This window comes from Pseudomonas sp. S49 (genome assembly GCF_009866785.1).
Classification (GTDB): Bacteria; Pseudomonadota; Gammaproteobacteria; order Pseudomonadales; family Pseudomonadaceae; genus Aquipseudomonas.
In genome coordinates this window covers 2163586-2189762 of record NZ_CP019432.1, presented here as the reverse complement: position 1 = coordinate 2189762, position 26177 = coordinate 2163586, and the positions used below count along the sequence as shown (strand labels likewise).

At 60.1% G+C, this 26177-nt stretch carries 25 protein-coding genes and 1 other RNA gene; 17 read left to right on the top strand and 9 right to left on the bottom strand.

The window, feature by feature from the left end:
• Window positions 1–4 precede the first annotated feature (4 nt).
• The 8 genes from ccoN (PspS49_RS09645) to ccoP (PspS49_RS09610) all read left to right on the top strand — a co-directional run bounded on the left by ccoN (PspS49_RS09645) (window position 5) and on the right by ccoP (PspS49_RS09610) (window position 6904).
• On the top strand, window positions 5–1429 hold the full coding sequence (ccoN, locus tag PspS49_RS09645; RefSeq protein WP_034152830.1) for a cytochrome-c oxidase, cbb3-type subunit I: 1425 nt from the start codon (window positions 5–7) through the stop codon (window positions 1427–1429).
• A gap of 10 nt (window positions 1430–1439) precedes the next feature.
• The gene (gene ccoO, locus PspS49_RS09640) at window positions 1440–2048 is read left to right on the top strand and encodes a cytochrome-c oxidase, cbb3-type subunit II (RefSeq protein WP_003223389.1); all 609 of its coding nucleotides are present in this window, start codon (window positions 1440–1442) and stop codon (window positions 2046–2048) included.
• 5 nt (window positions 2049–2053) lie between these two features.
• On the top strand, window positions 2054–2251 hold the full coding sequence (locus PspS49_RS09635; RefSeq protein WP_095111798.1) for a CcoQ/FixQ family Cbb3-type cytochrome c oxidase assembly chaperone: 198 nt from the start codon (window positions 2054–2056) through the stop codon (window positions 2249–2251).
• The gene (ccoP, locus tag PspS49_RS09630; protein ID WP_150774914.1) at window positions 2248–3201 is read left to right on the top strand and encodes a cytochrome-c oxidase, cbb3-type subunit III; all 954 of its coding nucleotides are present in this window, start codon (window positions 2248–2250) and stop codon (window positions 3199–3201) included. The genes PspS49_RS09635 and ccoP (PspS49_RS09630) overlap by 4 nt, the downstream gene beginning before the upstream one ends.
• Before the next feature lie 481 nt (window positions 3202–3682).
• Window positions 3683–5125 carry a cytochrome-c oxidase, cbb3-type subunit I gene (gene ccoN / locus PspS49_RS09625; protein WP_064391308.1) on the top strand — a complete coding sequence of 481 codons (1443 nt, stop codon included), beginning with the start codon at window positions 3683–3685 and terminating at the stop codon, window positions 5123–5125.
• On the top strand, window positions 5125–5733 hold the full coding sequence (gene ccoO, locus PspS49_RS09620; RefSeq protein WP_064391307.1) for a cytochrome-c oxidase, cbb3-type subunit II: 609 nt from the start codon (window positions 5125–5127) through the stop codon (window positions 5731–5733). The genes ccoN (PspS49_RS09625) and ccoO (PspS49_RS09620) overlap by 1 nt, the downstream gene beginning before the upstream one ends.
• 5 nt (window positions 5734–5738) lie before the next feature.
• Window positions 5739–5924: a CcoQ/FixQ family Cbb3-type cytochrome c oxidase assembly chaperone gene (locus PspS49_RS09615; RefSeq protein WP_003175465.1), complete on the top strand. Its 186-nt coding sequence runs from the start codon at window positions 5739–5741 to the stop codon at window positions 5922–5924.
• Window positions 5921–6904: a cytochrome-c oxidase, cbb3-type subunit III gene (ccoP, locus tag PspS49_RS09610; RefSeq protein WP_127926519.1), complete on the top strand. Its 984-nt coding sequence runs from the start codon at window positions 5921–5923 to the stop codon at window positions 6902–6904. Before PspS49_RS09615 ends, ccoP (PspS49_RS09610) begins: the two co-directional genes overlap by 4 nt.
• Before the next feature lie 53 nt (window positions 6905–6957).
• On the opposite strand, the gene PspS49_RS09605 is transcribed toward ccoP (PspS49_RS09610), so the two are convergent.
• A complete protein-coding gene (locus PspS49_RS09605; protein ID WP_127926518.1) occupies window positions 6958–7962 on the bottom strand; it encodes a metallophosphoesterase in 1005 nt (334 codons plus the stop codon).
• A gap of 524 nt (window positions 7963–8486) precedes the next feature.
• Here PspS49_RS09605 and ccoG point away from each other — a divergent pair.
• The 6 genes from ccoG (at window position 8487) to hemN (ending at window position 15647) form a co-directional block, all read left to right on the top strand.
• The gene (ccoG, locus tag PspS49_RS09600) at window positions 8487–9902 is read left to right on the top strand and encodes a cytochrome c oxidase accessory protein CcoG (protein ID WP_160038965.1); all 1416 of its coding nucleotides are present in this window, start codon (window positions 8487–8489) and stop codon (window positions 9900–9902) included.
• A gap of 11 nt (window positions 9903–9913) precedes the next feature.
• Complete coding sequence (locus PspS49_RS09595) at window positions 9914–10453, top strand: FixH family protein (RefSeq protein ID WP_127926516.1); 540 nt, start codon at window positions 9914–9916, stop codon at window positions 10451–10453.
• A 278-nt stretch (window positions 10454–10731) separates the two neighbouring features.
• Complete coding sequence (locus tag PspS49_RS09590) at window positions 10732–13182, top strand: heavy metal translocating P-type ATPase (protein WP_160038963.1); 2451 nt, start codon at window positions 10732–10734, stop codon at window positions 13180–13182.
• 22 nt (window positions 13183–13204) lie between these two features.
• Complete coding sequence (gene ccoS, locus PspS49_RS09585; protein ID WP_064378774.1) at window positions 13205–13417, top strand: cbb3-type cytochrome oxidase assembly protein CcoS; 213 nt, start codon at window positions 13205–13207, stop codon at window positions 13415–13417.
• Entirely contained in the window at window positions 13410–14093 is a 684-nt protein-coding gene (locus PspS49_RS09580) for a sulfite exporter TauE/SafE family protein (RefSeq protein ID WP_039770036.1), read from the top strand. The genes ccoS and PspS49_RS09580 overlap by 8 nt, the downstream gene beginning before the upstream one ends.
• A gap of 171 nt (window positions 14094–14264) precedes the next feature.
• The gene (hemN, locus tag PspS49_RS09575; protein ID WP_160038961.1) at window positions 14265–15647 is read left to right on the top strand and encodes an oxygen-independent coproporphyrinogen III oxidase; all 1383 of its coding nucleotides are present in this window, start codon (window positions 14265–14267) and stop codon (window positions 15645–15647) included.
• Here hemN and PspS49_RS09570 read toward each other — a convergent pair.
• Window positions 15644–16126 (bottom strand): hypothetical protein, encoded by a 483-nt coding sequence (locus tag PspS49_RS09570; protein ID WP_150751617.1) that lies wholly within the window; start codon window positions 16124–16126, stop codon window positions 15644–15646. The two genes, hemN and PspS49_RS09570, sit on opposite strands and share 4 nt — an antisense overlap.
• A gap of 154 nt (window positions 16127–16280) precedes the next feature.
• Between PspS49_RS09570 and fnr the strand changes: the two genes are divergently transcribed.
• Together fnr and PspS49_RS09560 are read left to right on the top strand one after the other, a co-directional pair.
• The gene (gene fnr, locus PspS49_RS09565; RefSeq protein ID WP_003223347.1) at window positions 16281–17015 is read left to right on the top strand and encodes a fumarate/nitrate reduction transcriptional regulator Fnr; all 735 of its coding nucleotides are present in this window, start codon (window positions 16281–16283) and stop codon (window positions 17013–17015) included.
• A gap of 78 nt (window positions 17016–17093) precedes the next feature.
• A complete protein-coding gene (locus tag PspS49_RS09560; RefSeq protein WP_003223345.1) occupies window positions 17094–17642 on the top strand; it encodes an adenine phosphoribosyltransferase in 549 nt (182 codons plus the stop codon).
• A 110-nt stretch (window positions 17643–17752) separates the two neighbouring features.
• Here the strand turns inward: PspS49_RS09560 and PspS49_RS09555 are convergent, their stop codons facing one another.
• From PspS49_RS09555 to dnaX, 5 genes are all read right to left on the bottom strand, one after another.
• Window positions 17753–18901, bottom strand: a complete 1149-nt coding sequence (locus PspS49_RS09555; protein ID WP_160038959.1) for an acyl-CoA dehydrogenase family protein — start codon at window positions 18899–18901, stop codon at window positions 17753–17755.
• Window positions 18902–19094: 193 nt separating this feature from the next.
• Window positions 19095–19697, bottom strand: coding sequence for a recombination mediator RecR (gene recR, locus PspS49_RS09550; protein ID WP_127926511.1), 603 nt, complete (start codon window positions 19695–19697; stop codon window positions 19095–19097).
• A gap of 67 nt (window positions 19698–19764) precedes the next feature.
• Window positions 19765–20799 carry an NADP-dependent oxidoreductase gene (locus tag PspS49_RS09545; protein ID WP_160038957.1) on the bottom strand — a complete coding sequence of 345 codons (1035 nt, stop codon included), beginning with the start codon at window positions 20797–20799 and terminating at the stop codon, window positions 19765–19767.
• Window positions 20800–21074: 275 nt separating this feature from the next.
• Window positions 21075–21413, bottom strand: a complete 339-nt coding sequence (locus PspS49_RS09535; RefSeq protein ID WP_016984747.1) for a YbaB/EbfC family nucleoid-associated protein — start codon at window positions 21411–21413, stop codon at window positions 21075–21077.
• A gap of 66 nt (window positions 21414–21479) precedes the next feature.
• A complete protein-coding gene (gene dnaX / locus PspS49_RS09530; protein WP_127926509.1) occupies window positions 21480–23570 on the bottom strand; it encodes a DNA polymerase III subunit gamma/tau in 2091 nt (696 codons plus the stop codon).
• Between the two features lie 145 nt (window positions 23571–23715).
• Between dnaX and PspS49_RS09525 the strand changes: the two genes are divergently transcribed.
• Window positions 23716–24465 carry a transporter substrate-binding domain-containing protein gene (locus PspS49_RS09525; protein ID WP_160038955.1) on the top strand — a complete coding sequence of 250 codons (750 nt, stop codon included), beginning with the start codon at window positions 23716–23718 and terminating at the stop codon, window positions 24463–24465.
• Window positions 24466–24661: 196 nt separating this feature from the next.
• On the opposite strand, the gene ffs is transcribed toward PspS49_RS09525, so the two are convergent.
• Both ffs and PspS49_RS09515 read right to left on the bottom strand, forming a co-directional pair.
• An RNA gene (ffs, locus tag PspS49_RS09520) (signal recognition particle sRNA small type) lies at window positions 24662–24758 on the bottom strand.
• A 134-nt stretch (window positions 24759–24892) separates the two neighbouring features.
• A complete protein-coding gene (locus PspS49_RS09515) occupies window positions 24893–26056 on the bottom strand; it encodes a putative zinc-binding peptidase (protein WP_160038953.1) in 1164 nt (387 codons plus the stop codon).
• Window positions 26057–26177: the final 121 nt, after the last annotated feature.

The following is a 26177-nucleotide window of genomic DNA, read 5'->3' as shown; positions in this document are numbered from 1 at the left end:
AACCATGAACACTTCTATCAGTACCGCCTACAACTACAAGGTGGTCCGCCAATTCGCCATTATGACGGTGGTGTGGGGCATCGTCGGCATGGGGCTCGGGGTTTTTCTCGCGGCCCAATTGGTCTGGCCCGAACTCAACTTCAATTTGCCCTGGACCAGTTTCGGCCGTCTGCGCCCGCTGCACACCAACGCGGTGATCTTCGCCTTCGGTGGCTGTGCGCTGTTCGCCAGTTCGTTCTACTCGGTGCAACGCACCTGCCAGACTCAGCTGTTTGCGCCGAAAATCGCCGCGTTCTGCTTCTGGGGCTGGCAACTGGTGATTCTGCTGGCGGCGATCAGCCTGCCACTGGGTTACACCAGTTCCAAGGAATACGCCGAGCTGGAATGGCCGATCGACATCCTGATCACCATCGTCTGGGTCGCCTACGCCGTCGTGTTCTTCGGCACGATCATGCAGCGCAAGACCAAGCACATCTATGTGGGCAACTGGTTCTTCGGTGCGTTCATCATCACCGTGGCGATTCTGCACATCGTCAACAACCTTGAGTTGCCGGTGAGTTTCACCAAGTCCTACTCGGTGTACGCCGGTGCAACCGACGCGATGGTGCAATGGTGGTACGGCCACAACGCCGTAGGCTTTTTCCTCACCGCCGGTTTCCTCGGGATGATGTACTACTTCGTACCGAAACAGGCCGAGCGTCCGGTGTATTCGTATCGCCTGTCGATCGTGCACTTCTGGGCTTTGATCACCCTGTACATCTGGGCCGGCCCGCACCACTTGCACTACACCGCGCTGCCGGACTGGGCACAGTCGCTGGGCATGGTGATGTCGCTGATTCTGCTGGCACCGAGCTGGGGCGGCATGATCAACGGCATGATGACCCTCTCGGGCGCCTGGCATAAGTTGCGTAGCGACCCGATCCTGCGCTTCCTCGTGGTGTCGCTGGCGTTCTACGGCATGTCGACCTTCGAAGGTCCGATGATGGCGATCAAGACCGTCAACGCCCTCTCCCACTACACCGACTGGACCATCGGCCACGTACACGCCGGCGCCCTCGGCTGGGTGGCGATGATTTCCATCGGCGCGCTGTACCACATGATCCCGAAAATCTTCGGTAAAGCGCAGATGCACAGCGTCGGTTTGATCAACGCGCACTTCTGGCTCGCAACCATCGGCACCGTGCTCTACATCGCCTCGATGTGGGTCAACGGTATCGCCCAGGGCCTGATGTGGCGCGCGGTGAACGAGGACGGCACGCTGACCTACTCCTTCGTCGAAACCCTGGTGGCCAGCCACCCTGGCTTCGTCGTGCGGCTGATCGGTGGGGCGATCTTCCTCAGCGGCATGTTCCTGATGGCTTACAACACCTGGCGCACCGTGCGGGCCTCGCAGCCTGCTGACGTCGTTGCTGCCGCGCAGATGGCCTGAGGAGTCCGCCATGAAACACGAAACGATTGAAAAGAACGTCGGCCTGTTGATGTTGCTCATGGTGTTCGCCGTGAGCATCGGCGGCCTGACCCAGATCGTCCCGCTGTTCTTCCAGGACGTCACCAACAAACCGGTGGAAGGCATGAAACCCTACACCGCGCTGCAACTGGAAGGCCGCGACATCTATATCCGCGAAGGCTGCGTCGGTTGCCACTCGCAGATGATCCGCCCGTTCCGCGCCGAAACCGAACGCTACGGGCACTACTCGGTAGCCGGTGAAAGCGTTTGGGATCACCCGTTCCTGTGGGGGTCGAAACGTACCGGTCCGGATCTGGCCCGGGTCGGCGCACGCTACTCGGATGACTGGCACCGCGCGCACTTGTACAACCCGCGCAACGTCGTACCGGAATCGAAGATGCCGGCCTATCCATGGCTGGTCACGCAAGCGGTCGACAGCAGCCACACCGAAACCAAGCTCAAGACCATGCGCACCCTCGGCGTGCCGTACACCGACGACGACATCAGCGGCGCGGTGGCCAGCCTCAAGGGCAAGACCGAAATGGATGCCCTCGTCTCCTACCTGCAAGTGCTCGGCACTGCGATCAAGAGCAAGAGGTGAGCACGATGGTCTTTGAAATGAGCGCAGGGCTGATCCGTGGTTTAGGCACCGTTGTCGTGTTTGTAGCGTTCGTCGGCTTGACCTTGTGGGTATTCAACCGCAAGCGCACCCCGGAGTTCGCCGAAGCACGTCTGCTGCCGTTCGCCGACGAGCCACAGCCCGAACAAAACCAAGCATCTGAAACAAGGAGTACCCGGCCATGACCACCTTCTGGAGTACGTGGATCTGCGTACTGACCATCGGCAGCCTGATCGGCCTGACGTGGCTGCTGATCGGCACCCGCCGGGGCGAGACCAAAGGCAGCGTCGACCAGACCATGGGCCACAGCTTCGACGGCATCGAGGAGTACGACAACCCGCTGCCGCAGTGGTGGTTCATGCTGTTCGCCGGCACGCTGGTGTTTTCCGTGGGCTATCTGATCCTCTATCCGGGCCTGGGCAACTGGAAAGGCATCCTGCCCGGTTACGAGGATGGCTGGACCGGCGTGCACGAGTGGGAAAAGGAAATGAACAAGGCCGACGCCAAATTCGGCCCGATCTTCGCCAAGTTCGCCGCCATGCCGGTGGAAGAAGTGGCGAAGGACCCGCAGGCGCTGAAAATGGGTGGCCGCTTGTTCGCCTCCAACTGCTCGGTGTGCCACGGCTCGGACGCCAAAGGCGCGTTCGGTTTCCCTAACCTCGCCGACAGCGACTGGCGCTGGGGCGGCGAGGCCGAGACCATCAAGACCACCATCATGGGTGGCCGGATGGCGGCGATGCCGGCCTGGGGTGAAGTGTTGGGCGAGGCCGGGGTGAAGAACGTGGCCGCCTATGTGCGTCACGAACTCGCCGGCCTGCCGCTGCCCGCTGATAGCAAGGCTGACCTGCAAGCCGGACAGCAAGCGTTCAGCACCACTTGCGTTGCCTGTCATGGGGCAACCGGCCACGGCACTGAAGCCATGGGGGCGCCGAATCTGACGCACCCGGCCGGGTTTATCTATGGCACCAGCCTGACCCAACTCGAGCAGACCATTCGCCACGGTCGTCAGGGTCATATGCCGGCGCAGAACGAGCTGCTGGGCAACGATAAAGTGCAATTGCTGGCCGCTTATGTGTACAGCCTGTCGCACGGATTGAATACAGAAAAACTGATTACTGAAGACAACAAGAAGTAAGCATTGCGAACACCACTGCCGCACCATTCTCGGTGCGGCAGCATCCAGCCCCTTTGCGACGCATTGTCGCACCCTTCACACCCTCTCCTTTCGGTTCCCCGGATTCGGGTCTACGCTTGCTCGATGCGGACTGGCTTGTGCCGGTTCCAGGTCAACGCTGACTGCTGTGTTCTGCGAACCGGCTGACTGATGTGGCCGCAAACGCCGGTAGATACCGGCTGACGTGCCATTTGCCATCCGTCACCCGAACTGAGCGTTTGAACACACCCCGTTACAAGCGACCTGAACCCCTCGCTTTTTTCGTCCGCTGCGACATTTTGTCCGAGGCCGATTTTGTCCTTACGCGGCGCATGGAAAGGCCGCAGAATCAGCGTTGGAAAGCATTGACCCAGGTCATGGCGCGTTGCAATGACCCCCTGCTCTCTGCATACTTGCGGCCGATTTTAATCCTAATAAAACACCCAAACCGTGGAACCTTAGAATGAGCACAGCAATCAGTCCGACTGCTTATAACTATAAGGTAGTCCGCCAGTTCGCCATCATGACGGTGGTCTGGGGGATCCTTGGCATGGGGCTCGGTGTCTTCATCGCCTCGCAACTGGTCTGGCCGGAGTTGAACTTCGGTCTGCCGTGGACGAGCTTTGGACGCCTGCGCCCGTTGCACACAAACCTGGTGATTTTCGCCTTCGGTGGTTGTGCACTATTTGCCACTTCCTACTATGTCGTGCAGCGAACCTGCCAGACGCGACTGATTTCCGACAGCCTCGCGGCCTTCACCTTCTGGGGCTGGCAAGCGGTGATCGTCGGCGCGATCATCACCTTGCCGCTGGGTTACACCACCACCAAGGAATACGCGGAACTGGAATGGCCGATCGCCATTTTGCTGGCCATTGTCTGGGTCACCTACGGTCTGGTGTTCTTCGGCACCATCACCAAGCGCAAAACCAAGCATATCTACGTGGGTAACTGGTTCTACGGTGCGTTCATCGTGGTCACGGCGATGCTGCACATCGTCAACCACGCTTCCCTGCCGGTGAACCTGTTCAAGTCCTACTCTGCCTACTCGGGCGCGACCGACGCGATGATCCAGTGGTGGTACGGCCACAACGCGGTGGGCTTCTTCCTCACCACCGGTTTCCTCGGGATGATGTACTACTTCGTGCCGAAACAGGCCGAGCGTCCGATCTACTCCTATCGCTTGTCGATCGTGCACTTCTGGGCACTGATCACCCTGTACATCTGGGCCGGCCCGCACCACTTGCACTACACCGCGCTGCCGGATTGGGCACAATCGCTGGGCATGGCGATGTCGATCATCCTCCTGGCGCCAAGCTGGGGCGGCATGATCAACGGCATGATGACCCTCTCGGGCGCCTGGCATAAGCTGCGCACCGACCCGATCCTGCGCTTCCTCGTGGTATCGCTGGCGTTCTACGGCATGTCGACCTTTGAAGGTCCGATGATGGCGATCAAGACCGTCAACTCGCTCTCCCACTACACCGACTGGACCATCGGCCACGTACACGCCGGCGCTCTCGGCTGGGTAGCGATGATCTCGATCGGCGCGATCTACCACATGATCCCGCGTCTGTTCGGCCGTGCGCAGATGCACAGTGTCGGCCTGATCAACGCGCACTTCTGGCTCGCGACCATCGGCACCGTGCTGTACATCGCGTCGATGTGGGTCAACGGCATCACTCAGGGCCTGATGTGGCGAGCCATCAACGACGACGGCACCCTCACCTACTCGTTCGTTGAAGCGCTGCAAGCCAGTCACCCGGGTTACATCGTGCGTGCCCTGGGCGGTGCATTCTTCGCCAGCGGCATGTTCCTGATGGCTTACAACGTCTGGCGCACCGTGCGCGCCTCGAACCCGGCGGAAGCCGAAGCCGCTGCCCAGATCGCTGTCGTTGGAGCTCACTGATGAAGCATGAAGCTGTCGAGAAGAATATTGGCCTGCTGGCCTTCTTCATGGTCATCGCCGTCAGCATTGGCGGCCTGACCCAAATCGTTCCGCTGTTTTTCCAGGACGTCACCAACAAACCGGTCGAAGGCATGAAGCCGCGTTCGGCACTGGAACTGGAAGGCCGCGACGTTTACATCGCCAACGGCTGTGTCGGCTGCCACTCACAGATGATCCGTCCGTTCCGCGCCGAAACCGAACGCTACGGCCACTACTCGGTGGCTGGTGAAAGCGTCTGGGATCACCCGTTCCTGTGGGGTTCCAAGCGTACCGGTCCGGATCTGGCCCGGGTCGGCGGTCGTTACTCCGATGACTGGCAACGTGCGCACTTGTACAACCCGCGCAACGTGGTGCCTGAGTCGAAAATGCCGGCTTACCCGTTCCTCGTGGAAAACAAGCTCGACGGCAAGGAAACCGCCAAGAAAATGGAGGTTTTGCGCACGCTCGGCGTCCCTTACACCGACGAAGACATCGCCGGTGCCCAGGATGCCGTGAAGGGCAAAACCGAAATGGACGCGCTGGTGGCCTATCTGCAAGGCCTGGGCACCATCATCAAAAGCAAACGGTGAATTAGATGGATATCGGGATGATTCGTGGCCTGGGCACCGTTGTTGTGATGGTGGCCTTCATCGGTCTGGCGCTATGGGTGTTCAGCCCCAAGCGCAAGTCGGAGTTTGAAGACGCGACCTTGTTGCCTTTTGCGGATGATCCCGAAGCCATCAAGCACGTCGAGCAAGCTTCTAGGAGTAACAAAGAATGACTACATTCTGGAGTCTGTACGTCACAGTCCTCAGTCTCGGTACGATCTTCGCCCTGACCTGGCTGCTGCTGTCGACCCGCAAGGGCCAGCGCAGCGAACAGACGGACGAGACGGTCGGGCACTCCTTCGACGGGATCGAGGAGTACGACAACCCACTGCCGAAATGGTGGTTCATGCTGTTTGTCGGCACGATCATTTTTGCCTTGGGTTACCTGGTGCTGTACCCGGGCCTGGGCAACTGGAAAGGCCTGCTGCCGGGTTACAACTACCTCGATAACGACAAGCAGACCGCGTTCGCCAACGGCCAGACCGGCTGGACCGGCGTGCACGAGTGGGAAAAGGAAATGGCTCGCTCGGACGCCAAGTTCGGTCCGATCTTCGCCAAATTCGCCGCGATGCCAATCGAAGAAGTCGCCAAGGATCCGCAAGCACTGAAAATGGGTGGTCGTCTGTTCGCCTCCAACTGCTCGGTGTGCCACGGTTCCGACGCCAAGGGCGCTTACGGTTTCCCTAACCTGACCGACGCCGACTGGCGCTGGGGCGGCGAGCCGGAAACCATCAAGACCACCATCATGGGCGGTCGTCACGCGGTGATGCCGGCCTGGGCTGAAGTGATTGGGGAGCAAGGCGTTGCCGACGTGGCAGCGTTTGTCGTGACCAACCTGGATGGCCGCAAACTGCCGGAAGGCATCAAGGCTGATCCGGCCAACGGCGGAAAACTGTTCGCCGCCAACTGCGTGGCCTGCCACGGTCCGGCCGGCAAAGGCACACCCGCCATGGGCGCGCCTGACCTGACCCACCCGGGTGCTTTCATCTACGGCTCGAGCTTCGCGCAACTGCAGCAAACCATCCGTTACGGCCGCCAGGGCCAGATGCCGGCGCAGGAACAACTGCAAGGCAACGACAAGGTGCACCTGCTGGCGGCGTATGTTTACAGCCTGTCCCATGGTGAAAAAGCACCGGAAGCGAACGCCGAATAAGGCCATCGCTTGAAACAAAAAGGCCCCACCAATGAGCATTGGCGGGGCCTTTCTTATGGACGCCTGGCAAAGATTGAATGCACCTCGACGGTATCGATCAGTGTTCGATCGCGCCACTGGTTGTTTTTCACCAGATAGATCTGCAGCTGCTTACGGTCTTCGGTAAAGCTGGTGATCAGATAGGTTTGCTGAGAAGTACTGCCACTCAGATACATCGGCACGTTTCCCTTCCAGTAGGCATCACCTCCGTCCCTATGCAAATGGCCGGCAAAAATGGCGGTCACTTGATATTTGCTGATCATGTCGAGGAAACGCTTATTCTGCGCCGGGGAAACTTTGTCGCCGAACGGTTTATGCATATTGATGATAATGGCGTAACCCCCGACACGGGCCAGCCTGAGATCGGTCTCCAACCAGTCCAGTGCGTCGTTGATTTCAAACGTTGTCGGGTTCAGTGGATGAGAGATCCGGGTGGTATAGGTTGGCTCATTATTGAGCTGCACCATATGAACTTCACCGATGGTTTTTGAATAAGCGAGGCTGCCAGAATAGGTCCTGCTCAGAAATCCACCGGTAACTTTCAGATCAAAGTTATCTACCTTGCCCTCGTGATGCTCCTTAAACTCGACGATGCTTCCCGCCGCACAGCTATTGCTAAAACAATCATCGACATTGTTTTCATAATCATGATTACCCAAGCCGTACAAGTACTCACCCTTGAAGTATTTGTCCAACATGCCCTTCATGAACGAGCGCTGCCAGCCATGACCAAAAGCAGTTATATCGCCATTGATCATCAGGGGCACCTGGGCTTGCGAGCCCTGCTGATTTCTGAAATCGGCAATGCTCGCCAACTGTGTTTCAACCAGCCACTTGGAGCGGGTTTCGAATTCGGAGCCGGATTCAAAGTCCCCGCTATCCGTCTTGTCTGTCCATGGATATTGAGTATCCGAGGCAAAGACCATGTGTTTCGGCGTTCCTGTTATAGCCTGAACGGAAGTGACCGAAGCCAATAAACAAATACTCAGCACAACGCTTGCAAACTTATTGAAAGCCATACCTTAAATTCCATTTAAATTAATTAATTGCACGCAAATAATATTTCGCGAAAGCGCAACTTATTCGAAAAACCAGAAAACTTCAAAGCCACGACCGAGAGCAATTAATTAGATATATTTCAGCCACAGAAAACTTACAGCAACATCCAATGCAAAAGACAATGTTTGAAGTTGCGACTTAAAAGACTCATGTATCGACTGCTGCCATTGAAAACCTGAAGATGACCGCGTCCGTGCGCGCACTCTCAGTGAGGCGTGTGGTGGCAACGGCGTCGAGCTGATCCCCCCAGGGACAACAATGGATTAGCTGCCACGCCAAAACCGTCCATACTCAACAAGTCAATTGACCTGCGTCAGGCTTTTCTACGTTCGCTACACCATTCAGGTTTTTTCCCCAACGCGACCAAAGGTCGCACCCTTGAGCCAGAGCGACCGGCGTATCATTGCGCCACTGCAACGCCCCTTTTTGACCTTGGTTGGCACGTATCGACCAAGGCATTTTTCCACTGCCGTGGGATGCAATGATGAGCAACCAGATTCCGGTACACGACGTCACACCACCGAGCAAAAACGCGAACAACAGCGTTGATCTTTACGCCTCTCGAGAAAAAATCTACACCCGTGCTTTCACCGGCCTGTTCCGCAATCTGCGGATGATGGGCGGTGCGGCCCTGTTCCTGTTGTATTTCGGCACGGTGTGGCTGAACTGGGGCGGCCATCAGGCCGTGTGGTGGAACCTGCCTGAGCGCAAGTTCTTCATCTTCGGCGCGACCTTCTGGCCACAGGATTTCATTCTGCTCTCGGGTTTGTTGATCATTGCCGCGTTCGGCCTGTTCTTCATCACCGTGTATGCCGGCCGGGTCTGGTGCGGTTACACCTGCCCGCAAAGTGTCTGGACGTGGATTTTCATGTGGTGCGAGAAGGTCACCGAAGGCGACCGCAACCAGCGCATCAAGCTCGACAAGGCGCCGATGAGCGCCAACAAATTCCTGCGCAAAGCCGCCAAACATTCGCTGTGGCTGCTGATCGGTTTTGTCACCGGCATGACCTTTGTCGGTTATTTCTCGCCAATCCGTGAACTGGTCTTCGAGTTCTTCACTGGCCAGGCCGATGGCTGGTCGTACTTCTGGGTGGGTTTCTTCACCCTCGCCACCTACGGCAACGCCGGTTGGTTGCGCGAACAAGTGTGCATCTACATGTGTCCGTATGCGCGCTTTCAGAGCGTGATGTTCGACAAGGACACGCTGATCGTTTCCTACGATCCGCGTCGCGGTGAAAGCCGTGGCCCGCGCAAGAAAGGTGTCGACTACAAGGCTCAGGGACTCGGTGACTGCATCGATTGCACGATGTGCGTGCAGGTCTGCCCGACCGGCATCGATATCCGCGACGGCCTGCAGATCGAGTGCATCGGTTGCGCCGCGTGCATTGATGCCTGCGACAGCATCATGGACAAGATGGATTACCCGCGCGGGCTCATCAGTTACACCACCGAGCACAACCTGTCCGGGCAGAAAACCCATAAACTGCGGCCACGCTTGATCGGTTACGCCGTGGTGTTACTGGCGATGATCAGCCTGTTGGTCACCGCGTTCTTCATGCGCTCGCTGGTCGGTTTCGACGTCAGCAAGGACCGCGTGCTGTACCGCGAAAACGCTGAAGGCCGAATCGAAAACGTCTACAGCCTGAAGATCATGAACAAGGATCAGCGCGACCACACCTACGTGCTCGAAGCCGCCGGCTTGCCGGATCTGCGCTTGCAAGGCAAACGCGAGATCAAGGTCGCGGCCGGCGACATCGTCAGCATGCCGGTCGAGTTGTCGAGCGCACCGGAACAACTGCCATCGAGCACCAACGAGGTGAAATTCATCCTCAAGGATGCCGATGATGACAGCGTCCACGTTGAAGCCAAGAGCCGATTCATCGGCCCACAAATCCGTTGAGAGAACTGAACATGCCCGCAGCAAACGCCGCAAGCCCCTGGTACAAGCACCTTTGGCCATGGATCATCATCGGGATTCTGGCCTGTTCGGTGACCCTGACCCTGTCGATGGTGACCATCGCGGTGAACAACCCGGACAACCTGGTCAACGACAACTACTACGAGGCGGGCAAAGGCATCAACCGTTCGCTGGACCGTGAATTGTTGGCGCAGAATTTGAAGATGCGTGCGGCTGTGCATCTGGATGGCATGACCGGTGAAGTTGATTTGCGTTTGAGCGGTGACAGTCAGCCAAAGACGCTGGAATTGAATCTGATCTCGCCGACGCAGCCGGAGAAGGATCGCAAGATCGTGTTGACCCGCAGCGAAAGCGAAACCGGCCGTTACATCGGTCAGTTGGGTGACAAGGTTGAGGGTCGTCGCTTTGTTGAACTGCTCGGCAGTCAGGATGACCATGTGTGGCGCATGTTCGAAGAAGAACTGGTCAGCCATGACAAGGATCTTCTGCTCGGTGATGAACCGCTGCAAGGTGCCGAAGACTTGAAGAAGTAAACAATTTCAAAAGCCCCCTCACCCTAACCCTCTCCCCCAGGAGAGGGAACTGATCTCGAGTGTTTGCACGTTTTGTGTATGACAGTGAAAATCCAGGCTCATACCGATCGGCTCCTTCTCCCACCGGGAGAGGGAACTGATCTCGAGCGTTTGCACGTTTTGTGTATGACAGTGAAGATCCAGGCTCACACCGATCGGCTCCCTCTCCCTCTGGGAGAGGGCTGGGGTGAGGGCAAGCGGACAACTCCAATGCAAGGGCTTACTCCCTCAACAATGCCATGACCAGCCCACTCCCCTGCTACCACTGCGCCCTGCCCGTCCCGTCCGGCAGCCGCTTCACCGCCGTCGTGCTCGGGCAATCCCGCGAATTCTGCTGCCCGGGCTGTCAGGCTGTGGCCGAAGCCATCGTCACCGGCGGTCTGGAAAGCTATTACCAGCATCGCAGTGAAGCCTCAGCCAACCCCGAAGCGCTGCCGGTGCAACTGACCGACGAACTGGCGCTGTACGACCGCGCCGATGTGCAGCAACCTTTCGTGCGCCACGAAGGCGATCTGGCTGAAACCACCCTGTTGATGGAAGGCATCAGTTGCGCCGCCTGCGGCTGGCTGATCGAGAAACACCTGCGCACGTTGCCGGCGGTGGCCGAGGCGCGGCTGAACCTTTCCAACCATCGCTTGCACGTGAGCTGGGCCGACGCGCAACTGCCACTGAGCCAGATCCTCGCCGAACTGCGCCACATCGGTTACGCCGCCCACCCGTATCAGGCTGATCGCGCCAGCGAACAACTGGCCAGCGAAAATCGTCTGGCCCTGCGCCAGCTCGGCGTCGCCGGCCTGCTGTGGTTTCAGGCGATGATGGCGACCATGGCCACCTGGCCGGAATTCAACATCGACCTCAGCCCCGAGCTGCACACGATCCTGCGCTGGGTCGCGCTGTTTCTGACCACACCGATCGTGTTCTACAGCTGCGCGCCGTTCTTCAAAGGCGCGATGCGCGATCTGCGCACGCGCCACCTGACCATGGACGTCTCGGTGTCGCTGGCGATCGGCAGCGCTTACATCGCCGGGATCTGGACCTCGATCACCGGCGTCGGTGAGTTGTATTTCGATGCGGTCGGCATGTTTGCGCTGTTCCTGCTCGCCGGGCGCTATCTCGAACGCCGTGCCCGCGAGCGCACCGCTGCCGCCACGGCACAACTTGTGAATCTATTGCCGGCCTCGTGTCTGCGGCTGGACAGCACCGGTCAGAGCGAACGCATCCTGCTCAGCGAACTGCGTCTCGGCGAGCGGATTCTGGTGCAAGCCGGTTCGATCCTGCCGGCGGACGGCAAAATCATCGACGGCCAGTCGAGCATCGACGAATCGCTGCTCACCGGCGAGTACCTGCCGCAACCGCGCATGCCGGGCGATGCGGTCACCGCTGGCACGCTCAATGTCGAAGGCGCGTTGACCGTGGAAGTGCAGGCACTGGGTCAAGATACGCGCCTGTCGGCCATCGTCCGCCTGCTCGATCGCGCCCAGGCGGAAAAACCGCGACTGGCAGAAATCGCCGACCGCGCCGCGCAATGGTTCCTGCTGCTGTCGCTGATCGCAGCTGCGGCCATCGGCCTGTTGTGGTGGGAACTGGATTCGTCGCGCGCGTTCTGGATTGTCCTCGCCATGCTCGTCGCCACCTGCCCGTGCGCCCTGTCGCTGGCGACGCCGACCGCGCTCACGGCCGCCACCGGCACCTTGCACAAACTGGGTTTGCTGCTGACGCGCGGCCATGTGCTGGAAGGCTTGAATCAGATCGACACGGTGATCTTCGACAAAACCGGCACCCTCACCGAAGGCCGACTGGTGCTGCGCTCGATTCGTCCACTCGCGGCGCTCGACAGTGATCAATGTCTGAGCCTTGCGGCCGCGCTGGAGAACCGTTCGGAACACCCGATTGCCCGCGCTTTCGGCCGTGCACCGCTGGCCGCTGAAGACGTCCACAGCACGCCGGGGCTTGGCCTCGAAGGCTTGGTGGGCGGACAGCGTTTGCGCATCGGCCAGACCGAGTTTGTCTGCGCCCTCAGCGGTGCGCCCATGCCGACAATGCCGGACGAGGCCGGCCAATGGCTGCTGCTCGCCGACACTCAGGGTCCGCTGGCATGGTTCGTCCTCGACGACCGCTTGCGGGATGACGCACCAGCCTTGCTCGCTGCGTGCAAGGCACGTGGCTGGCGTACGCTGTTGCTGTCCGGCGATAGCTCGCCGATGGTCGCTAGTGTGGCGACGGAGCTGGGCATCGACGAGGCCCGTGGCGGCTTGCGCCCGGACGACAAACTGCAAGTGTTGCAGCAACTGCACAAGGAAGGTCGCAAAGTGCTGATGCTCGGTGACGGCGTCAACGACGTGCCGGTGCTGGCTGCCGCTGATATCAGCGTGGCCATGGGTTCAGCCACCGATCTGGCGAAAACCAGCGCCGATGCCGTGCTGCTGTCCAATCGCCTCGACGCCTTGGTCCAAGCCTTCACACTCGCACGGCGCACCCGCCGGGTAATCATCGAGAACCTGCTGTGGGCGGCGCTGTACAATGGCCTCATGTTGCCGTTCGCCGCCCTCGGCTGGATAACCCCGGTGTGGGCCGCCGTCGGCATGTCGATCAGTTCGTTGACCGTGGTGCTCAACGCGCTGCGCCTGACTCGCCTGCCGAGTCCGCCGCCCGCCAGCACCCGCTCGCAAACCCGCCCGCTGCCGGCCTGAGCCGCGCGGGCCTGGAGTACAGATGCCAGCTCTCTACGTGATGATCCCGGCCGCCCTGCTGATCGTGGCCATCGCCGTGTACATCTTCTTCTGGGCGGTGGACAGCGGCCAGTACGACGACCTCGACGGCCCGGCGCACAGCATCCTCTTCGATGATCAGGATCCGAACCACACCGCTGCCGTGGACGAAGCCAACCCAAGCAAACCGGACGACAAGGCCCCACCCCATGCTTGAACTGGCGCCATTGCTGGTCTCGGCATTGATCCTCGGCCTGCTCGGTGGCGGCCACTGCCTGGGCATGTGCGGCGGCTTGATGGGGGCGCTGACCCTGGCGATTCCCAAGGAACAGCGCAGTCGGCGCTTTCGTTTGCTGCTGGCGTACAACCTTGGGCGAATCCTCAGTTATGCCACCGCAGGATTGCTGATCGGCCTGGCGGGCTGGGCGGTGGCCAACAGTCCAGCGGCACTGTTCATGCGTGTGCTGGCCGGGCTGCTGCTGATCGCCATGGGTTTGTATCTGGCCGGCTGGTGGAGCGGGCTGACGCGCATTGAAAGTCTTGGACGCGGTTTGTGGCGCTACATTCAGCCGGTCGCCAATCGCTTGTTGCCGGTGTCGAGTTTGCCCCGCGCACTACTACTTGGCGCACTGTGGGGCTGGCTGCCGTGCGGACTGGTTTACAGCACGTTGCTGTGGTCGGCGAGTCAGGGCAATGCGCTGGACAGTGCGTTGTTGATGCTCGCGTTTGGCCTCGGCACCTGGCCGGTGTTGCTCGCCACGGGGCTTGCGGCTGAGCGGGTTACGGCGCTGTTGCGCAAACGCAGCGTGCGCATGGCCGGTGGTTTGCTGGTGATTCTGTTCGGCATCTGGACCCTTCCCGGCCCGCATCAGCATTGGCTCATGGGCCATTAAGATCAGAAGATCGCAGCCTTCGGCAGCGCCTACCTTTGGAATGCGTTTCCCTGTAGGAGCTGCCGAAGGCTGCGATCTTTTGATCTTATGCTGTTGATGCAAATCAAGAGCCCCATCGCCGCACCCCGATAGACTCGCTCACACTGCCAGCCTATCCGGGGGAATGCCCGCATGCTCGACGCCATTCGTTGGGACTCTGATCTGATCCGCCGCTACGACCTGGCGGGGCCGCGCTACACCTCCTATCCGACGGCCGTGCAATTTCACGGTCAGGTCGGCACCTTCGACCTGTTCCATGCCCTGCGCGACAGCCGCAAGGCCCTGCGCCCGTTGTCGCTGTACGTGCATGTGCCGTTCTGCGCGAACATTTGCTACTACTGCGCGTGCAACAAGGTCATCACCAAGGACCGAGGTCGCGCGGCGCCATATTTACAACGGCTGGAGCAGGAAATCCAGTTGATCGCCTGCCATCTCGACCCGGCACAAAAAGTCGAGCAACTGCACTTTGGCGGTGGCACGCCGACTTTTCTCAGTCATGACGAACTGCGGCAGCTGATGGCGCACCTGCGCAAGCATTTCAATCTGCTGGAGGACGACTCCGGCGATTACGGCATCGAGATCGACCCGCGCGAAGCCGACTGGTCGACCATGGGCCTGCTGCGCGAACTCGGTTTCAACCGGGTCAGCATCGGCCTGCAAGACCTCGATCCGGCGGTACAGCGCGCGGTCAATCGCCTGCAAAGCCTGGAAGAAACCCGCGCAGTGATCGATGCCGCGCGCACTTTGCAATTTCGCTCGATCAATATCGACTTGATCTACGGTTTGCCCAAGCAGACCCCGGAAAACTTCGCCCGCACCGTCGAGGAAGTGATCAGCCTGCAACCGGACCGACTCTCGGTGTTCAACTATGCGCACCTGCCGGAACGTTTCATGCCGCAGCGGCGGATCAATGGCAATGAGTTGCCGGCGCCCGCGCAGAAACTGGAAATGCTTGAACGCACCATCGAACAGCTCACCGCCGCTGGCTATCGCTACATCGGCATGGACCACTTTGCCCTGCCCGACGATGAGCTGGCCATTGCCCAAGAAGAGGAAACCCTGCAACGCAATTTCCAGGGTTACACCACGCACGGTCACTGCGATCTGATTGGTCTGGGGGTCTCGGCCATCAGCCAGATCGGCGACCTGTACTGTCAGAACAGCAGCGACCTCAACGGATACCAGAACACCCTCGCCGCCGCGCAACTGGCGACCAGCCGAGGCCTGGTGTGCAACGCCGATGATCGCTTGCGCCGCGCGGTGATCCAGCAACTGATCTGCAATTTCAGCCTGGATTTCGCCGAGATCGAGCAACAGTTCAACATCGATTTTCAGGGTTACTTCGGCGCGCTGTGGCCGCAGCTGCAAGGCATGGCCAGCGATGGCCTGATTGAGCTGGATCGCGAACGGATTGAAGTATTGCCAGCCGGACGTCTGTTGGTGCGCTCGGTGTGCATGGTGTTCGATGCGTACCTGGAACAGCAGAACCGCCAGCGTTTTTCGCGGGTGATCTAGTTTTTCATCAGCAGCGAACCGACTTTCATATTCTGATCCGCGGTCAGGCCCGACTGCCCCACCACTTTGGACAAGGCAAGATTGGCCGTGATCAGACCGGTATTCAACGCGGCAATGGCGCCACGCAGAGCCGCGACCTTGTTGATCTTTTCTTCGCTGGAAAGGCGCTTGTCGGCCATGACCGCTTCGATGAGCGCCTTTTTCTCGGCAATCTGTTTTTGCAACTTGCGAATCATTTTCAGCAATTGCTGGACGTTCTCCGGCAATCCGCTGTCGTCGATGTCGCTGTTTTCACCTCCGACACCGGCGGATTTTGCGATTGACGCACCGGACAGCGACACTTTGACGCCCTCGACCAAAGTCGGGGTTGCCTCTACGGTCAAGTCTGGTTCGCGTGCAGTGCCCGACGAAGCTTTTAACGTTTCCGGCAATGCCGCAACGTCGCTGCTACCGGGGCTCAGCGTGCCAATGGCGGCCATCGATTCGTTCCTTGTATGCACTTCGATACCTGTTTATCGGCTGCTGGCCCTGTGGCTTTATGGCTGTAGGGCAAAGTCGCCCCAGACTGGCCTGAATGTCCTCCCGTGGGTTACCCTTACGGCTTATGTGTGTTTTCCCACAAGGATTAAAGAAATGTCCGAGCCAGTTAAACTGCGCGCTCATAACCAGGCCCATTGCAAGGATTGCAGCCTGGCCCCTCTCTGCCTGCCACTTTCTCTGAATCTGGAAGACATGGATGCGCTGGACGAAATCGTTAAACGCGGCCGCCCGTTGAAAAAGGGTGAGTTCCTGTTCCGCCAGGGCGACACGTTCGATTCCGTTTATGCAGTACGCTCCGGCGCCCTGAAGACCTTCAGCCTGAGCGACAGCGGCGAAGAACAGCTCACCGGTTTCCACCTGCCGAGCGAACTGGTCGGTCTGTCCGGCATGGACACCGAGAAACATCCGGTGTCGGCCCAGGCGCTGGAAACCACCTCGGTCTGCGAAATCCCTTTTGAACGCCTCGACGAACTGGCCCTGCAACTGCCGCAGCTGCGCCGCCAGTTGATGCGCGTGATGAGCCGCGAGATCCGTGACGACCAGCAAATGATGTTGCTGTTGTCGAAGAAAACCGCCGACGAGCGCATCGCCACCTTCCTGGTCAACCTGTCCGCCCGCTTCCGCGCTCGCGGCTTCTCGGCCAATCAGTTCCGCCTGAGCATGTCGCGCAATGAAATCGGCAACTACCTCGGTCTGGCGGTGGAAACCGTGTCCCGCGTGTTCACGCGCTTCCAGCAAAATGAGCTGATCGCCGCCGAGGGCAAGGAGATTCACATCCTCGACCCGATCCAGCTCTGCGCGCTGGCCGGTGGCTCACTCGAAGGTTAATGTCGATCCGCGGTTGAGCGAAGCGTTTCAGCCGCGGGTATACTGCGCCGTTTGCAGCCCTGCCAGGACACCTCGACGATGGTCTTCGACTCCTTCGACATCAAATCGCTTATCCGCCCAGTGATCGACTTCCCGAAACCGGGCGTGATCTTTCGCGACATCACCCCGCTGTTTCAATCGCCCAAGGCCCTGCGTCTGGTGATGGACAGCTTCGCCCACCGCTATGTGGAAGCCGATTTCACCCACATCGGTGCGATGGATGCGCGCGGTTTTCTGATCGGCTCGGTGCTGGCCTATCAGTTGAACAAGCCGCTGGTGCTGTTCCGCAAGCAGGGCAAACTGCCGGCGGACGTGTTGGCCGAGGGTTACGCAACCGAGTACGGCGAAGCGTTCCTGGAAGTGCACGCCGACAGCCTGTGTGAAGGCGACTCGGTGGTGATGTTCGATGACTTGATCGCCACTGGCGGCACGCTGATCGCGGCAGCCAACCTGATTCGCCGCATGGGCGCGCGGGTGCATGAGGCGGCGGCGATCATTGATTTGCCGGAGTTGGGCGGGTCGCAGCGGCTTGAGGACATGGGCATTCCTACCTTCTGCCTGACGCAGTTTGCCCTGACTGATAAGTAAGTAGCGCCTGCTAAACCGCTTTCGCGAGCAAGCTCGCTCCCATAGGGGAACGCATTCCAACTGTGGGAGCGAGCTTGCTCGCGAAGGGGCCGGCAGCCTGACTGCAAAACCTAAAGCCCCATCTGCTTGCTGATGATCTCGTTCATCACCTCCCGCGTACCGCCGCCAATCGACAAGATGCGGTTATCCCGATACAGCCGCTCCACCAGACTCTCGCGCATATAACCCAACCCGCCAAAAATCTGCACCGCCTCGGTAGTAATCCTGTCCGAAGTATCCGTAGCGAAATTCTTCGCCATGGAAATCTCCTTGATCACACTCTGCCCCGCCGCCATCTTCGCCGCTTGCCGGTAAGTGAACTCCCGTGAGACTTCCAGCGCGGTCGCCATCTCGGCGAGGCGATGCTTGATCACCTGGAACTTGCCGATCGGCTTGCCAAACGCCTCACGCTGTCGCGCCCACTTCAGGCTCTCTTCCAGCGCAAGCTGTGAGGTCATGTTGGCCATCAGCGCCAGCGCCAGTCGTTCGCTTTGAAAGTTGCCCATGATGCAGGCGAAGCCCATGTTTTCGGCGCCGATCAGATTTCCTACAGGCACGCGGCAATCGTCGAAGAACAATTCGGCGGTGTCCGACGCCCACCAACCCATTTTCTTAAGCTGACGGCCAACGGTGAAGCCCGGCGTGCCCTTTTCGATCAACAATAGGCTGATACCGCCGAAACCCGGCGCACCGGTGCGCACCGCAACGGTGTAGAAGTCGGCGCGCACGCCACTGGTGATAAAGGTTTTGCTGCCGCTGACGCGATAGAAGTCGCCGTCGCGCACGGCGCGGGTTTGCAGGTTGGCGACATCGGAGCCGCCGCCCGGCTCGGTAACCGCCAGAGCGCTGATTTTCTCGCCGCTGAGCACTGGCGGCACGACACGCTCACGCACCTCGGGACGGGCCCATTTGACGATCGGTGGCAAGCCGATATCCAGCGAGCCGAGACCCGCTACCAGCCCGCCTGAGCCGCAGCGCATCAGCTCCTCACTGGCGGCGACCTTGGCGAACACATCGCCTTCATGGCTGCCTCCCAGCGTTTCGGGGTAACCAATGCCGAGGATGCCTGCCGCGCCAGCCTTCAGGTATAGCTCGCGGGGAAAGCTTTCGGCTTCTTCCCACTGATCGATGTCCGGCAGGATCTCGCGCTCGACGAAGCGCCTGACGCTGTCGCGGACCAATTGATGGCTGGGATCGAAGTATTCCTGAAAGGCAGGCATGGGCGAGCTCCACGGAAGGGTTCGCCGAACTTAACCGAGCGCTTGCTTGGTTTTCAACTCAATTGTGTGAATCAGATTGACCGAGGTGCGCCATTCGCGAGCAGGCTCCCTCCCACAGGGGATTTGTGAATGACACAAAACCAATGTGGGAGCGAGCCTGCTCGCGAAGGCGTCAAATCAGACGCCGCATAACTTAGAGGGAAATCGGTTTACGCCCGGCAAACGAATGCGCCAGCGTGCCGCCATCGACCAGCTCCAGCTCACCACCCAGCGGCACGCCGTGAGCAATCCGCGAAGCGACCAAGCCTTTGTTGTTCAGCAGCTGCGCGATGTAATGCGCCGTCGCCTCACCCTCCACGGTCGGGTTGGTCGCAAGGATGACTTCGGTAAACGTCCCCGCCTCTTCAATCCGCGTCATCAACTGCGGAATGCCGATCGCTTCCGGGCCCAGACCATCAAGCGGCGACAAATGCCCCTTGAGCACAAAGTAGCGCCCACGGAAGCCGGTCTGCTCGACGGCATACACATCCATCGGCCCTTCCACCACGCACAGCAGCGTGTCGTCACGGCGGGTATCGGCGCACTGCGGGCACAGATCGTCTTCGGTCAGCGTGCGGCACTGGCGGCAGTGGCCGACCCCTTCCATGGCCTGGCTCAGGGCCTGGGCCAGACGCAAGCCGCCGCTGCGGTCACGCTCGAGCAACTGCAACGCCATGCGCTGGGCGGTTTTCTGACCCACGCCCGGCAAAGTGCGCAGCGCGTCGATCAGTTGGCGAATCAAAGGGCTGAAGCTCATGGGTAAAAAAGTCCGACAAAACAACGAGACGCGGTTTATACCCGCGCCTCTGGCCAGCGTCAAATACTCAGTCCTGCGCGACCTTCACCACCAGTTTGCCGAAGTTGCGCCCCTCCAGCAGGCCGATAAACGCCTCGGGCGCCTGCTCCAGGCCTTCCACCACGTCCTCGCGGAATTTCACCTTGCCGTCGCGCACCCACGGCACCATGTGGCTGATGAATTCCGGCTGACGATCACCGTAGTCGTCGAACACGATGAAGCCCTGAATCCGCACGCGCTTGGTCAGCAGTGTGCGTTGCAGCATTGGCAGACGATCCGGGCCTTGCGGCGCTTCGGAGGCGTTGTAACCGGCGATCAGGCCACACAACGGAATGCGCGCCTTGGGATTGAGCAGCGGCACCACGGCATCAAACACATGGCCACCGACGTTCTCGTAATAGATGTCGATGCCATCGGGACAGGCTTTGGCCAGTTGTTCGGCAAAATCCGCCGCCTTGTGATCGATGCAGGCGTCGAAACCCAGTTCTTCGACCACGTATTTGCATTTGTCGGCACCGCCGGCCACACCAACCGCGCGCAGGCCTTTGATCTTCGCCACTTGCCCGACCACCGAGCCGACCGCACCGGAAGCCGCTGCGACAACGAGGGTTTCGCCTTCTTGCGGCTGGCCGATGTCCATCAGGCCCATATACGCGGTCATCCCCGGCATGCCCAGCACACCCAGGGCCATCGACGGGCTCGGCAGCCCGGCCGGGATCGGGATGATGTTGCGGCCGTCGCTGATGCTGTGGCTCTGCCAACCGGTGGCGCCGACCACCAGATCACCTTTATGGAATTTTGGATGACGCGAATCTTCGACACGGCTGACAGCACCGCCAGTCATTACTTCGCCGATTTGTACCGGGGCGGCGTAGGACGGCGCGTCACTCATGCGTCCGCGCATGTAGGGATCGAGGGACAGGTACAGGGTTTTCAGCAGTATCTCGCCGTCCGCCAGATCCGGCAGCGCTTCGCGTTCGAGGCGGAAGTTTTCCGGGGTCGGCGCACCGACCGGGCGCGAGGCGAGGACGAAACGTTGGTTGAGCGTAAGCGGGTCGGACATGTCAGCGTCTCCTGTGAATGGTGAATTCAGCGGGTATAGGGAGCAGACCGTTGAGGCGATGGGGCGTTCGATGTTTATTCAGGTGTCGGGGCTGATCGTTCCCATGCTCCGCGTGGGAATGCCTCATCGGACGCTCCGCGTTCGGCTCTGTACTTGGGACGCGGAGCGTCCCGGGCTGCATTCCCACGCAGAGCGTGGGAACGATCAGTCAGAAACAAAAATGCCAGGCGCAATGCCTGGCATTTTGTGTAGCTCATCTGCCGCCGATTGGCGAATCAGAATGGCAGTTTCATACCGGCTGGCAGGTTCATGCCGGCGGTCATGTTGCCCATTTTGTCCTGGCTGTTTTTTTCGATCTTGCGCACAGCGTCGTTGACGGCGGAGGCAATGACCGCTTCCAGCATCTCTTTGTCGTCCTCGCTCATGCCTTCGACCAGGCTTGGGTCGATGCTCACGCTTTTGACGTCGTGACGACCGGTCATCACCACGGTGACCATATCGCCGCCGGCCTTACCGGTGACTTCGGCGTTGGCCAGCTCTTCCTGCATCTTGGCCATTTTTTCCTGCATCTGCTGCGCCTGCTTCATCAGGCCGGCCATGCCACCTTTCATCATGGGAATCACCTCAAAGTACTTGGATCAAAACAGCGCCCGGCCAATGGAGCCGAACGCCTTCAGTTATTAGCCCTGAGTGACCAGAGCCTCGACAGGTTCAATAGTATCGTGTCGCACCACCGCGCCGAACTGCTGAACCATCTGCTGGATGAACGGATCACCGTGGATCGATTCCTCCGCCTCGCGCTGACGGTTGGCACGGCGACGGGACGCGGCCTGGGCCGGGGTTTCCTGCTCGGGCTTGATCAGCTCGATGGTCAGGCTCAGCGTGCGGCCGTGGAACTGGTTCAACGCATCGTTCAGACGCCGCTGCTGCGTGGCGTTGAACAGTGCGCTGTGCGCCGGATCGAGGTGCATCAGCCAATGATCGCCATCGACGGCGATCAATGTGCAGTTGGCGGCAATGCTGCCGGTCATGCCGGAAATCGGCAGTTTCGGGAACAGCTCCAGCCACTGCAGCGCCAGACCTGTGGCCGGCGCCGCAGCCGGTTCTGGCTCGGGTTCCGGGGCAGGCTCGGCGGCATGTTCGCTGGCCAGTTCGTCGAGGTAGCTGTAGGCCGAATCCATGTCCGGCTCGATGTAGTCCTCGTCCAGCGGCGGCTCGTCGTCCATGTCCATGCCCGGTGTGGCGGCATCGACGTCGGCGACCGACGGCTCGGGAATCGGTGCGGCAGCCCATTCTGGAGCTTCCGGAACGACGCTGTCCGGGGTCGGCAGCGGCATTGGCGGCAACTCGGGTTGCTCGGCGGTGGTTTCCAGCACGGGTTCGACGGCGGGTTGCTGCGCGGGTTCGGGCTCGGGCTCAGCCTCGGGCGCTACCGGGTCATTCCACGGCAGATCGACGACGGCTTCGGCAACGACAGGCGCAGGTTCTGGCGCGGCAACAGGAGCAACCGGCGCGGGCTGGGGAGCCGGTGCTGGTGCTACCACGGGTGCCGGAGCTGGAGCCGGCACAACCGCCGCAGCGACTACCGGCGCAGGTTTAGGCGCGGCAGCCACGGAGTTTGCGGAATCAACTGTGGCCTGGCTGATCCCCACTGGCTTTAGCGGTTGCCTCGGGGCGTCCGCCGTATCTGCCGGCCGGAAGGCGAGCATCCGCAGCAGGACCATTTCGAAACCACCGCGCGGATCCGGCGCCAGCGGCAAATCGCGGCGACCGATCAGGCCCATCTGGTAATAGAACTGCACATCTTCGGCGGGCAAGGCCTGGGCCAATGCCAACACGCGATCGCGGTCGCCATGCCCGTTGTCGACACCTTCCGGCAACGCCTGAGCGATGGCCACACGGTGCAGCACGTTAAGAATTTCCGAGAGCACGCCGTTCCAGTCCGGGCCTTGCTCGGCCAGGTGACGCACCGCTTCGAGCAACGCCTTGGCATCGCCTTCGATCAACGAATGCAGGACGTCATAGACCTGTCCGTGATCCAGCGTGCCGAGCATCGCCCGCACGTCGGTAGCGAGAACCTTGCCTTCACCGAAAGCAATTGCCTGATCGGTCAGGCTCATGGCGTCACGCATCGAACCGTCAGCGGCGCGACCGAGCAACCACAGTGCATCGTCTTCGAACGGCACGTTTTCGGCGGTCAGGACGTGGGTCAAATGCTCGACCACACGTTCCGGCGTCATGTTCTTCAGCGAGAACTGCAGGCAGCGCGACAAAATCGTTGCCGGAAGTTTCTGCGGGTCAGTGGTCGCGAGGATGAACTTGACGTACGGCGGCGGCTCTTCGAGGGTTTTCAGCAGCGCATTGAAGGAATGGCTGGAAAGCATGTGCACTTCGTCGATCAGGTAGACCTTGAAGCGCCCACGGCTCGGCGCGTACTGCACGTTGTCGAGCAGTTCGCGGGTGTCTTCGACCTTGGTGCGGCTCGCGGCGTCGATCTCGATCAGGTCGACGAAGCGACCCTCGTCGATTTCGCGGCACACCGAGCATTCGCCGCACGGGCTGGAAGTGATACCTGTTTCACAGTTCAGGCATTTGGCAATGATCCGCGCAATTGTGGTTTTACCCACCCCGCGCGTACCCGTGAACAGGTACGCGTGGTGCAGCCGCTGGCTGTCCAAGGCATTGATCAGAGCTTTGAGCACATGGGTCTGGCCGACCATTTCGCGGAACGAGCGCGGACGCCATTTACGTGCAAGAACCTGATAACTCATCGAAAACCGTCGCAGCGAAGGAAGCAGAAGCGGCTAATGCTAGCGGAGCAAGGGCAAAATTGCATCCGGTGTCCTCGTCTAATATGGCTAAGCTGCATCAGCAGAGGCTTTTATCGGCTCGGGATCGGGAATTACCGGAGCGTTTATGCGGTGGGCCGTGGGGGCGTTGCTGGGAATCAGCCTGAATGTGACGGCAGCGCAAGCCCCGTTGCGCTTCGCCATGCCCGACAGCTGGGCGATGCCGATGGTGCAATACGAACGCGGCCGCCCGACCCAGGGCATTCTTTACGACCTGATGCTCAGCCTGGCCACGCAGGTCGGCGTACCGGCGCAATTTCACGTCCTGCCCCGCGCCCGCGTGCAGAGCGCCATGGAACACGGCGAGATCGACGTGCGCTGCTATGCCGCACAGTCATGGCTGCCAAATCAGTCGGGGGACTACATCTGGAGTCTGCCGTTGTTCTTCCAGCGCGATCTGTTGATCAGCCGCAAGGATCAACCTGCCAGTGTCGTCCCCGCGCATTTGCCCCGCCAATCCATCGGCACCGTCCTCGGCTACACCTACCCCACTCTGCAACCGCTGTTTGATGCTGATCTGCTGCAACGCGAAGATGCGCGGAATCAGGAGCAGGTGCTGGAGAAGCTGCTGGCCGGGCGTTATCGCTATGCGGTGAGCAATCAGTGGACGCTGGACTGGTTCAATCAGCGCTTGATGCCCGCGCAGCAACTGCAAGGGGTAGCAGTTTTGCAGGAGCAAAAGGTCGGCTGTTATGTGAGGAATGACCCAAAGGTGCCGGTGCAGCGGATTTTGCGCACGTTGTTGCGGATGAAAATGTCGGGGGAGATTGATCAGATTATCCGGCTCTATACCGGCAGCTCTGAAAACACCCCATAACCCCTGTAGGAGTGAGCCTGCTCGCGATGGCGTCCTGTCTCCCAAAAATGAACTGACTGACACACCGCCATCGCGAGCAGGCTCACTCCTACAAGGGATTTGTGCCGACCTGACAAATCGCAGACACAAAAAAACCGCAGTGGGCGAAACCCATGCAGTTCTGATTGAAGCGTTCGATTGTTCGTTAAGGTGGTAACCCCACCAGCCACACCCCGGCACACAATGTTCCCGCTGTGGCTGCTGCCTTCCGGCTCTGACCAGGTTCACGGGTAATCGTTGCGGGGGGACCGATGGGGTCACCATAACGACGCTTGCCTATCGGCGAGCCGCGCCATTGTACCTATCTGAGACGAAGTTACAACCGTTGGTTGCAGATTAAAAATATGAACGGGTTCAAGGACATAAAGATCGCAGCCTGCGGCAGCTTCTAGAGGGCCAGAACCTCATCCGCCCTGCCGCCCGCCTGCTGGATCACCAGATGAATGAAGTGCAGCTTGGCAATCGCCGGCGCCGGGAGCACGAACGGGTAGAAATCCGGCTGCCCCATGCTGCGCGACAATTCGTTGAGCATCCCCGCCAATTCGATCCACGCATTGACGAATGACAGGAACGCCTCGCCACCGGGATGCTCCGGGTCGTAGAGCGTGCTGGTCGGAAACGGCTGGTAGTCGAAATCCATTTCCCGTGCGCTCATGCCAAAACCCAGCGCCGTGTCCACCGCATCCATCATGTGCAGGTAATGCGCCCAGGTTTCCGCCCAGTCTTCCCACGGGTGCATGGTTGCGTAAGCGCTGACGTAGTGCTGCGGCCAGTCCAGCGGTGCGCCTTGCTGATAGTGGCGATCAAGCGCCTCGGCGTAACTGGCGCGCTCGTCGCCGAACAGGTTGCGGAATGAGCCGAGCCATGGACCGTTGGCGATCAGGCGATCCCAGTAATAATGGCCGACCTCATGACGGAAATGCCCGAGCAGCGTGCGATAGGGTTCGTGCATCGCCGCCCTCACCTGCTCACGGTGAGCATCGTCGGCTTCCTTGATGTCGAGGGTGATCAGGCCGTTGGCGTGGCCGGTCATCGGCGCGTTGCCTTCGAGGTCGACGCCGATGAAATCGAAGGCCAGCCCAGTGTCTTCATCGACGGTTTTCGGGATGACCTGCAAGCCGAGGGTGATCAGTTGCGCGACGAGACGGCGCTTGGCGATTTCGACTTTGCGCCAGCGTTCGGGATTGTCCGGATCAGAAAGGTCGGGGATTGTGCGGTTGAGGCTGCAAGCGATGCACAGGCTGTCGTGATCGTTGGCCGGCAGCAGCCAGTTGCACGCGGCGGCTGTGTCGAGGTTGGCGCAGCGGCGGAACAGCCCAGCGTCGGAATCGGCGTCGAGCGTCCAGGTGCCCTCGTACGGGCCCGGTTGCAGCGAAGTCAGACGACTTTCTTCGGGTTGATAACCGAGCAAGGCATTGCACGCCAGGCACTGGCTGTTGCGAAAGAACAGTGACTGGCCGCAGCGGCACGGCCAGACTTTGCTGTTGCGTGAGGATTCGCCCATGAACGGCGCGATGATGCGGGAACTGAGCTGCTCGAAAAAGCGGTGCATGGCGATCTCTCCCTGGGGCTTGCCAAGACTAGATCATTCTTGCGGGTTGATCGTTCCAACGCTCTGCGTGGGAATGCATCCAGTGACGCTCTGCGTCACAGCGGACGCGGAGCGTCCGGAG

Bases quoted from the DNA above. Each gene is read 5' to 3' on its own strand.
- recR (WP_127926511.1), bottom strand. From the start codon at position 19,697: ATGAGCTTCAGCCCTTTGATTCGCCAACTGATCGACGCGCTGCGCACT.
- hemN (WP_160038961.1), top strand. From the start codon at position 14,265: ATGCTCGACGCCATTCGTTGGGACTCTGATCTGATCCGCCGCTACGAC.
- ccoO (WP_003223389.1), top strand. From the start codon at position 1,440: ATGAAACACGAAACGATTGAAAAGAACGTCGGCCTGTTGATGTTGCTC.
- PspS49_RS09560 (WP_003223345.1), top strand. From the start codon at position 17,094: ATGGTCTTCGACTCCTTCGACATCAAATCGCTTATCCGCCCAGTGATC.
- PspS49_RS09615 (WP_003175465.1), top strand. From the start codon at position 5,739: ATGGATATCGGGATGATTCGTGGCCTGGGCACCGTTGTTGTGATGGTG.
- PspS49_RS09590 (WP_160038963.1), top strand. From the start codon at position 10,732: ATGACCAGCCCACTCCCCTGCTACCACTGCGCCCTGCCCGTCCCGTCC.
- ccoN (WP_064391308.1), top strand. From the start codon at position 3,683: ATGAGCACAGCAATCAGTCCGACTGCTTATAACTATAAGGTAGTCCGC.
- PspS49_RS09580 (WP_039770036.1), top strand. From the start codon at position 13,410: ATGCTTGAACTGGCGCCATTGCTGGTCTCGGCATTGATCCTCGGCCTG.
- ccoP (WP_150774914.1), top strand. From the start codon at position 2,248: ATGACCACCTTCTGGAGTACGTGGATCTGCGTACTGACCATCGGCAGC.
- PspS49_RS09595 (WP_127926516.1), top strand. From the start codon at position 9,914: ATGCCCGCAGCAAACGCCGCAAGCCCCTGGTACAAGCACCTTTGGCCA.
- PspS49_RS09570 (WP_150751617.1), bottom strand. From the start codon at position 16,126: ATGGCCGCCATTGGCACGCTGAGCCCCGGTAGCAGCGACGTTGCGGCA.
- ccoP (WP_127926519.1), top strand. From the start codon at position 5,921: ATGACTACATTCTGGAGTCTGTACGTCACAGTCCTCAGTCTCGGTACG.
- ccoS (WP_064378774.1), top strand. From the start codon at position 13,205: ATGCCAGCTCTCTACGTGATGATCCCGGCCGCCCTGCTGATCGTGGCC.
- ccoN (WP_034152830.1), top strand. From the start codon at position 5: ATGAACACTTCTATCAGTACCGCCTACAACTACAAGGTGGTCCGCCAA.
- dnaX (WP_127926509.1), bottom strand. From the start codon at position 23,570: ATGAGTTATCAGGTTCTTGCACGTAAATGGCGTCCGCGCTCGTTCCGC.
- PspS49_RS09635 (WP_095111798.1), top strand. From the start codon at position 2,054: ATGGTCTTTGAAATGAGCGCAGGGCTGATCCGTGGTTTAGGCACCGTT.
- PspS49_RS09545 (WP_160038957.1), bottom strand. From the start codon at position 20,799: ATGTCCGACCCGCTTACGCTCAACCAACGTTTCGTCCTCGCCTCGCGC.
- ccoG (WP_160038965.1), top strand. From the start codon at position 8,487: ATGAGCAACCAGATTCCGGTACACGACGTCACACCACCGAGCAAAAAC.
- PspS49_RS09605 (WP_127926518.1), bottom strand. From the start codon at position 7,962: ATGGCTTTCAATAAGTTTGCAAGCGTTGTGCTGAGTATTTGTTTATTG.
- ccoO (WP_064391307.1), top strand. From the start codon at position 5,125: ATGAAGCATGAAGCTGTCGAGAAGAATATTGGCCTGCTGGCCTTCTTC.
- PspS49_RS09515 (WP_160038953.1), bottom strand. From the start codon at position 26,056: ATGCACCGCTTTTTCGAGCAGCTCAGTTCCCGCATCATCGCGCCGTTC.
- PspS49_RS09535 (WP_016984747.1), bottom strand. From the start codon at position 21,413: ATGATGAAAGGTGGCATGGCCGGCCTGATGAAGCAGGCGCAGCAGATG.
- PspS49_RS09525 (WP_160038955.1), top strand. From the start codon at position 23,716: ATGCGGTGGGCCGTGGGGGCGTTGCTGGGAATCAGCCTGAATGTGACG.
- fnr (WP_003223347.1), top strand. From the start codon at position 16,281: ATGTCCGAGCCAGTTAAACTGCGCGCTCATAACCAGGCCCATTGCAAG.
- PspS49_RS09555 (WP_160038959.1), bottom strand. From the start codon at position 18,901: ATGCCTGCCTTTCAGGAATACTTCGATCCCAGCCATCAATTGGTCCGC.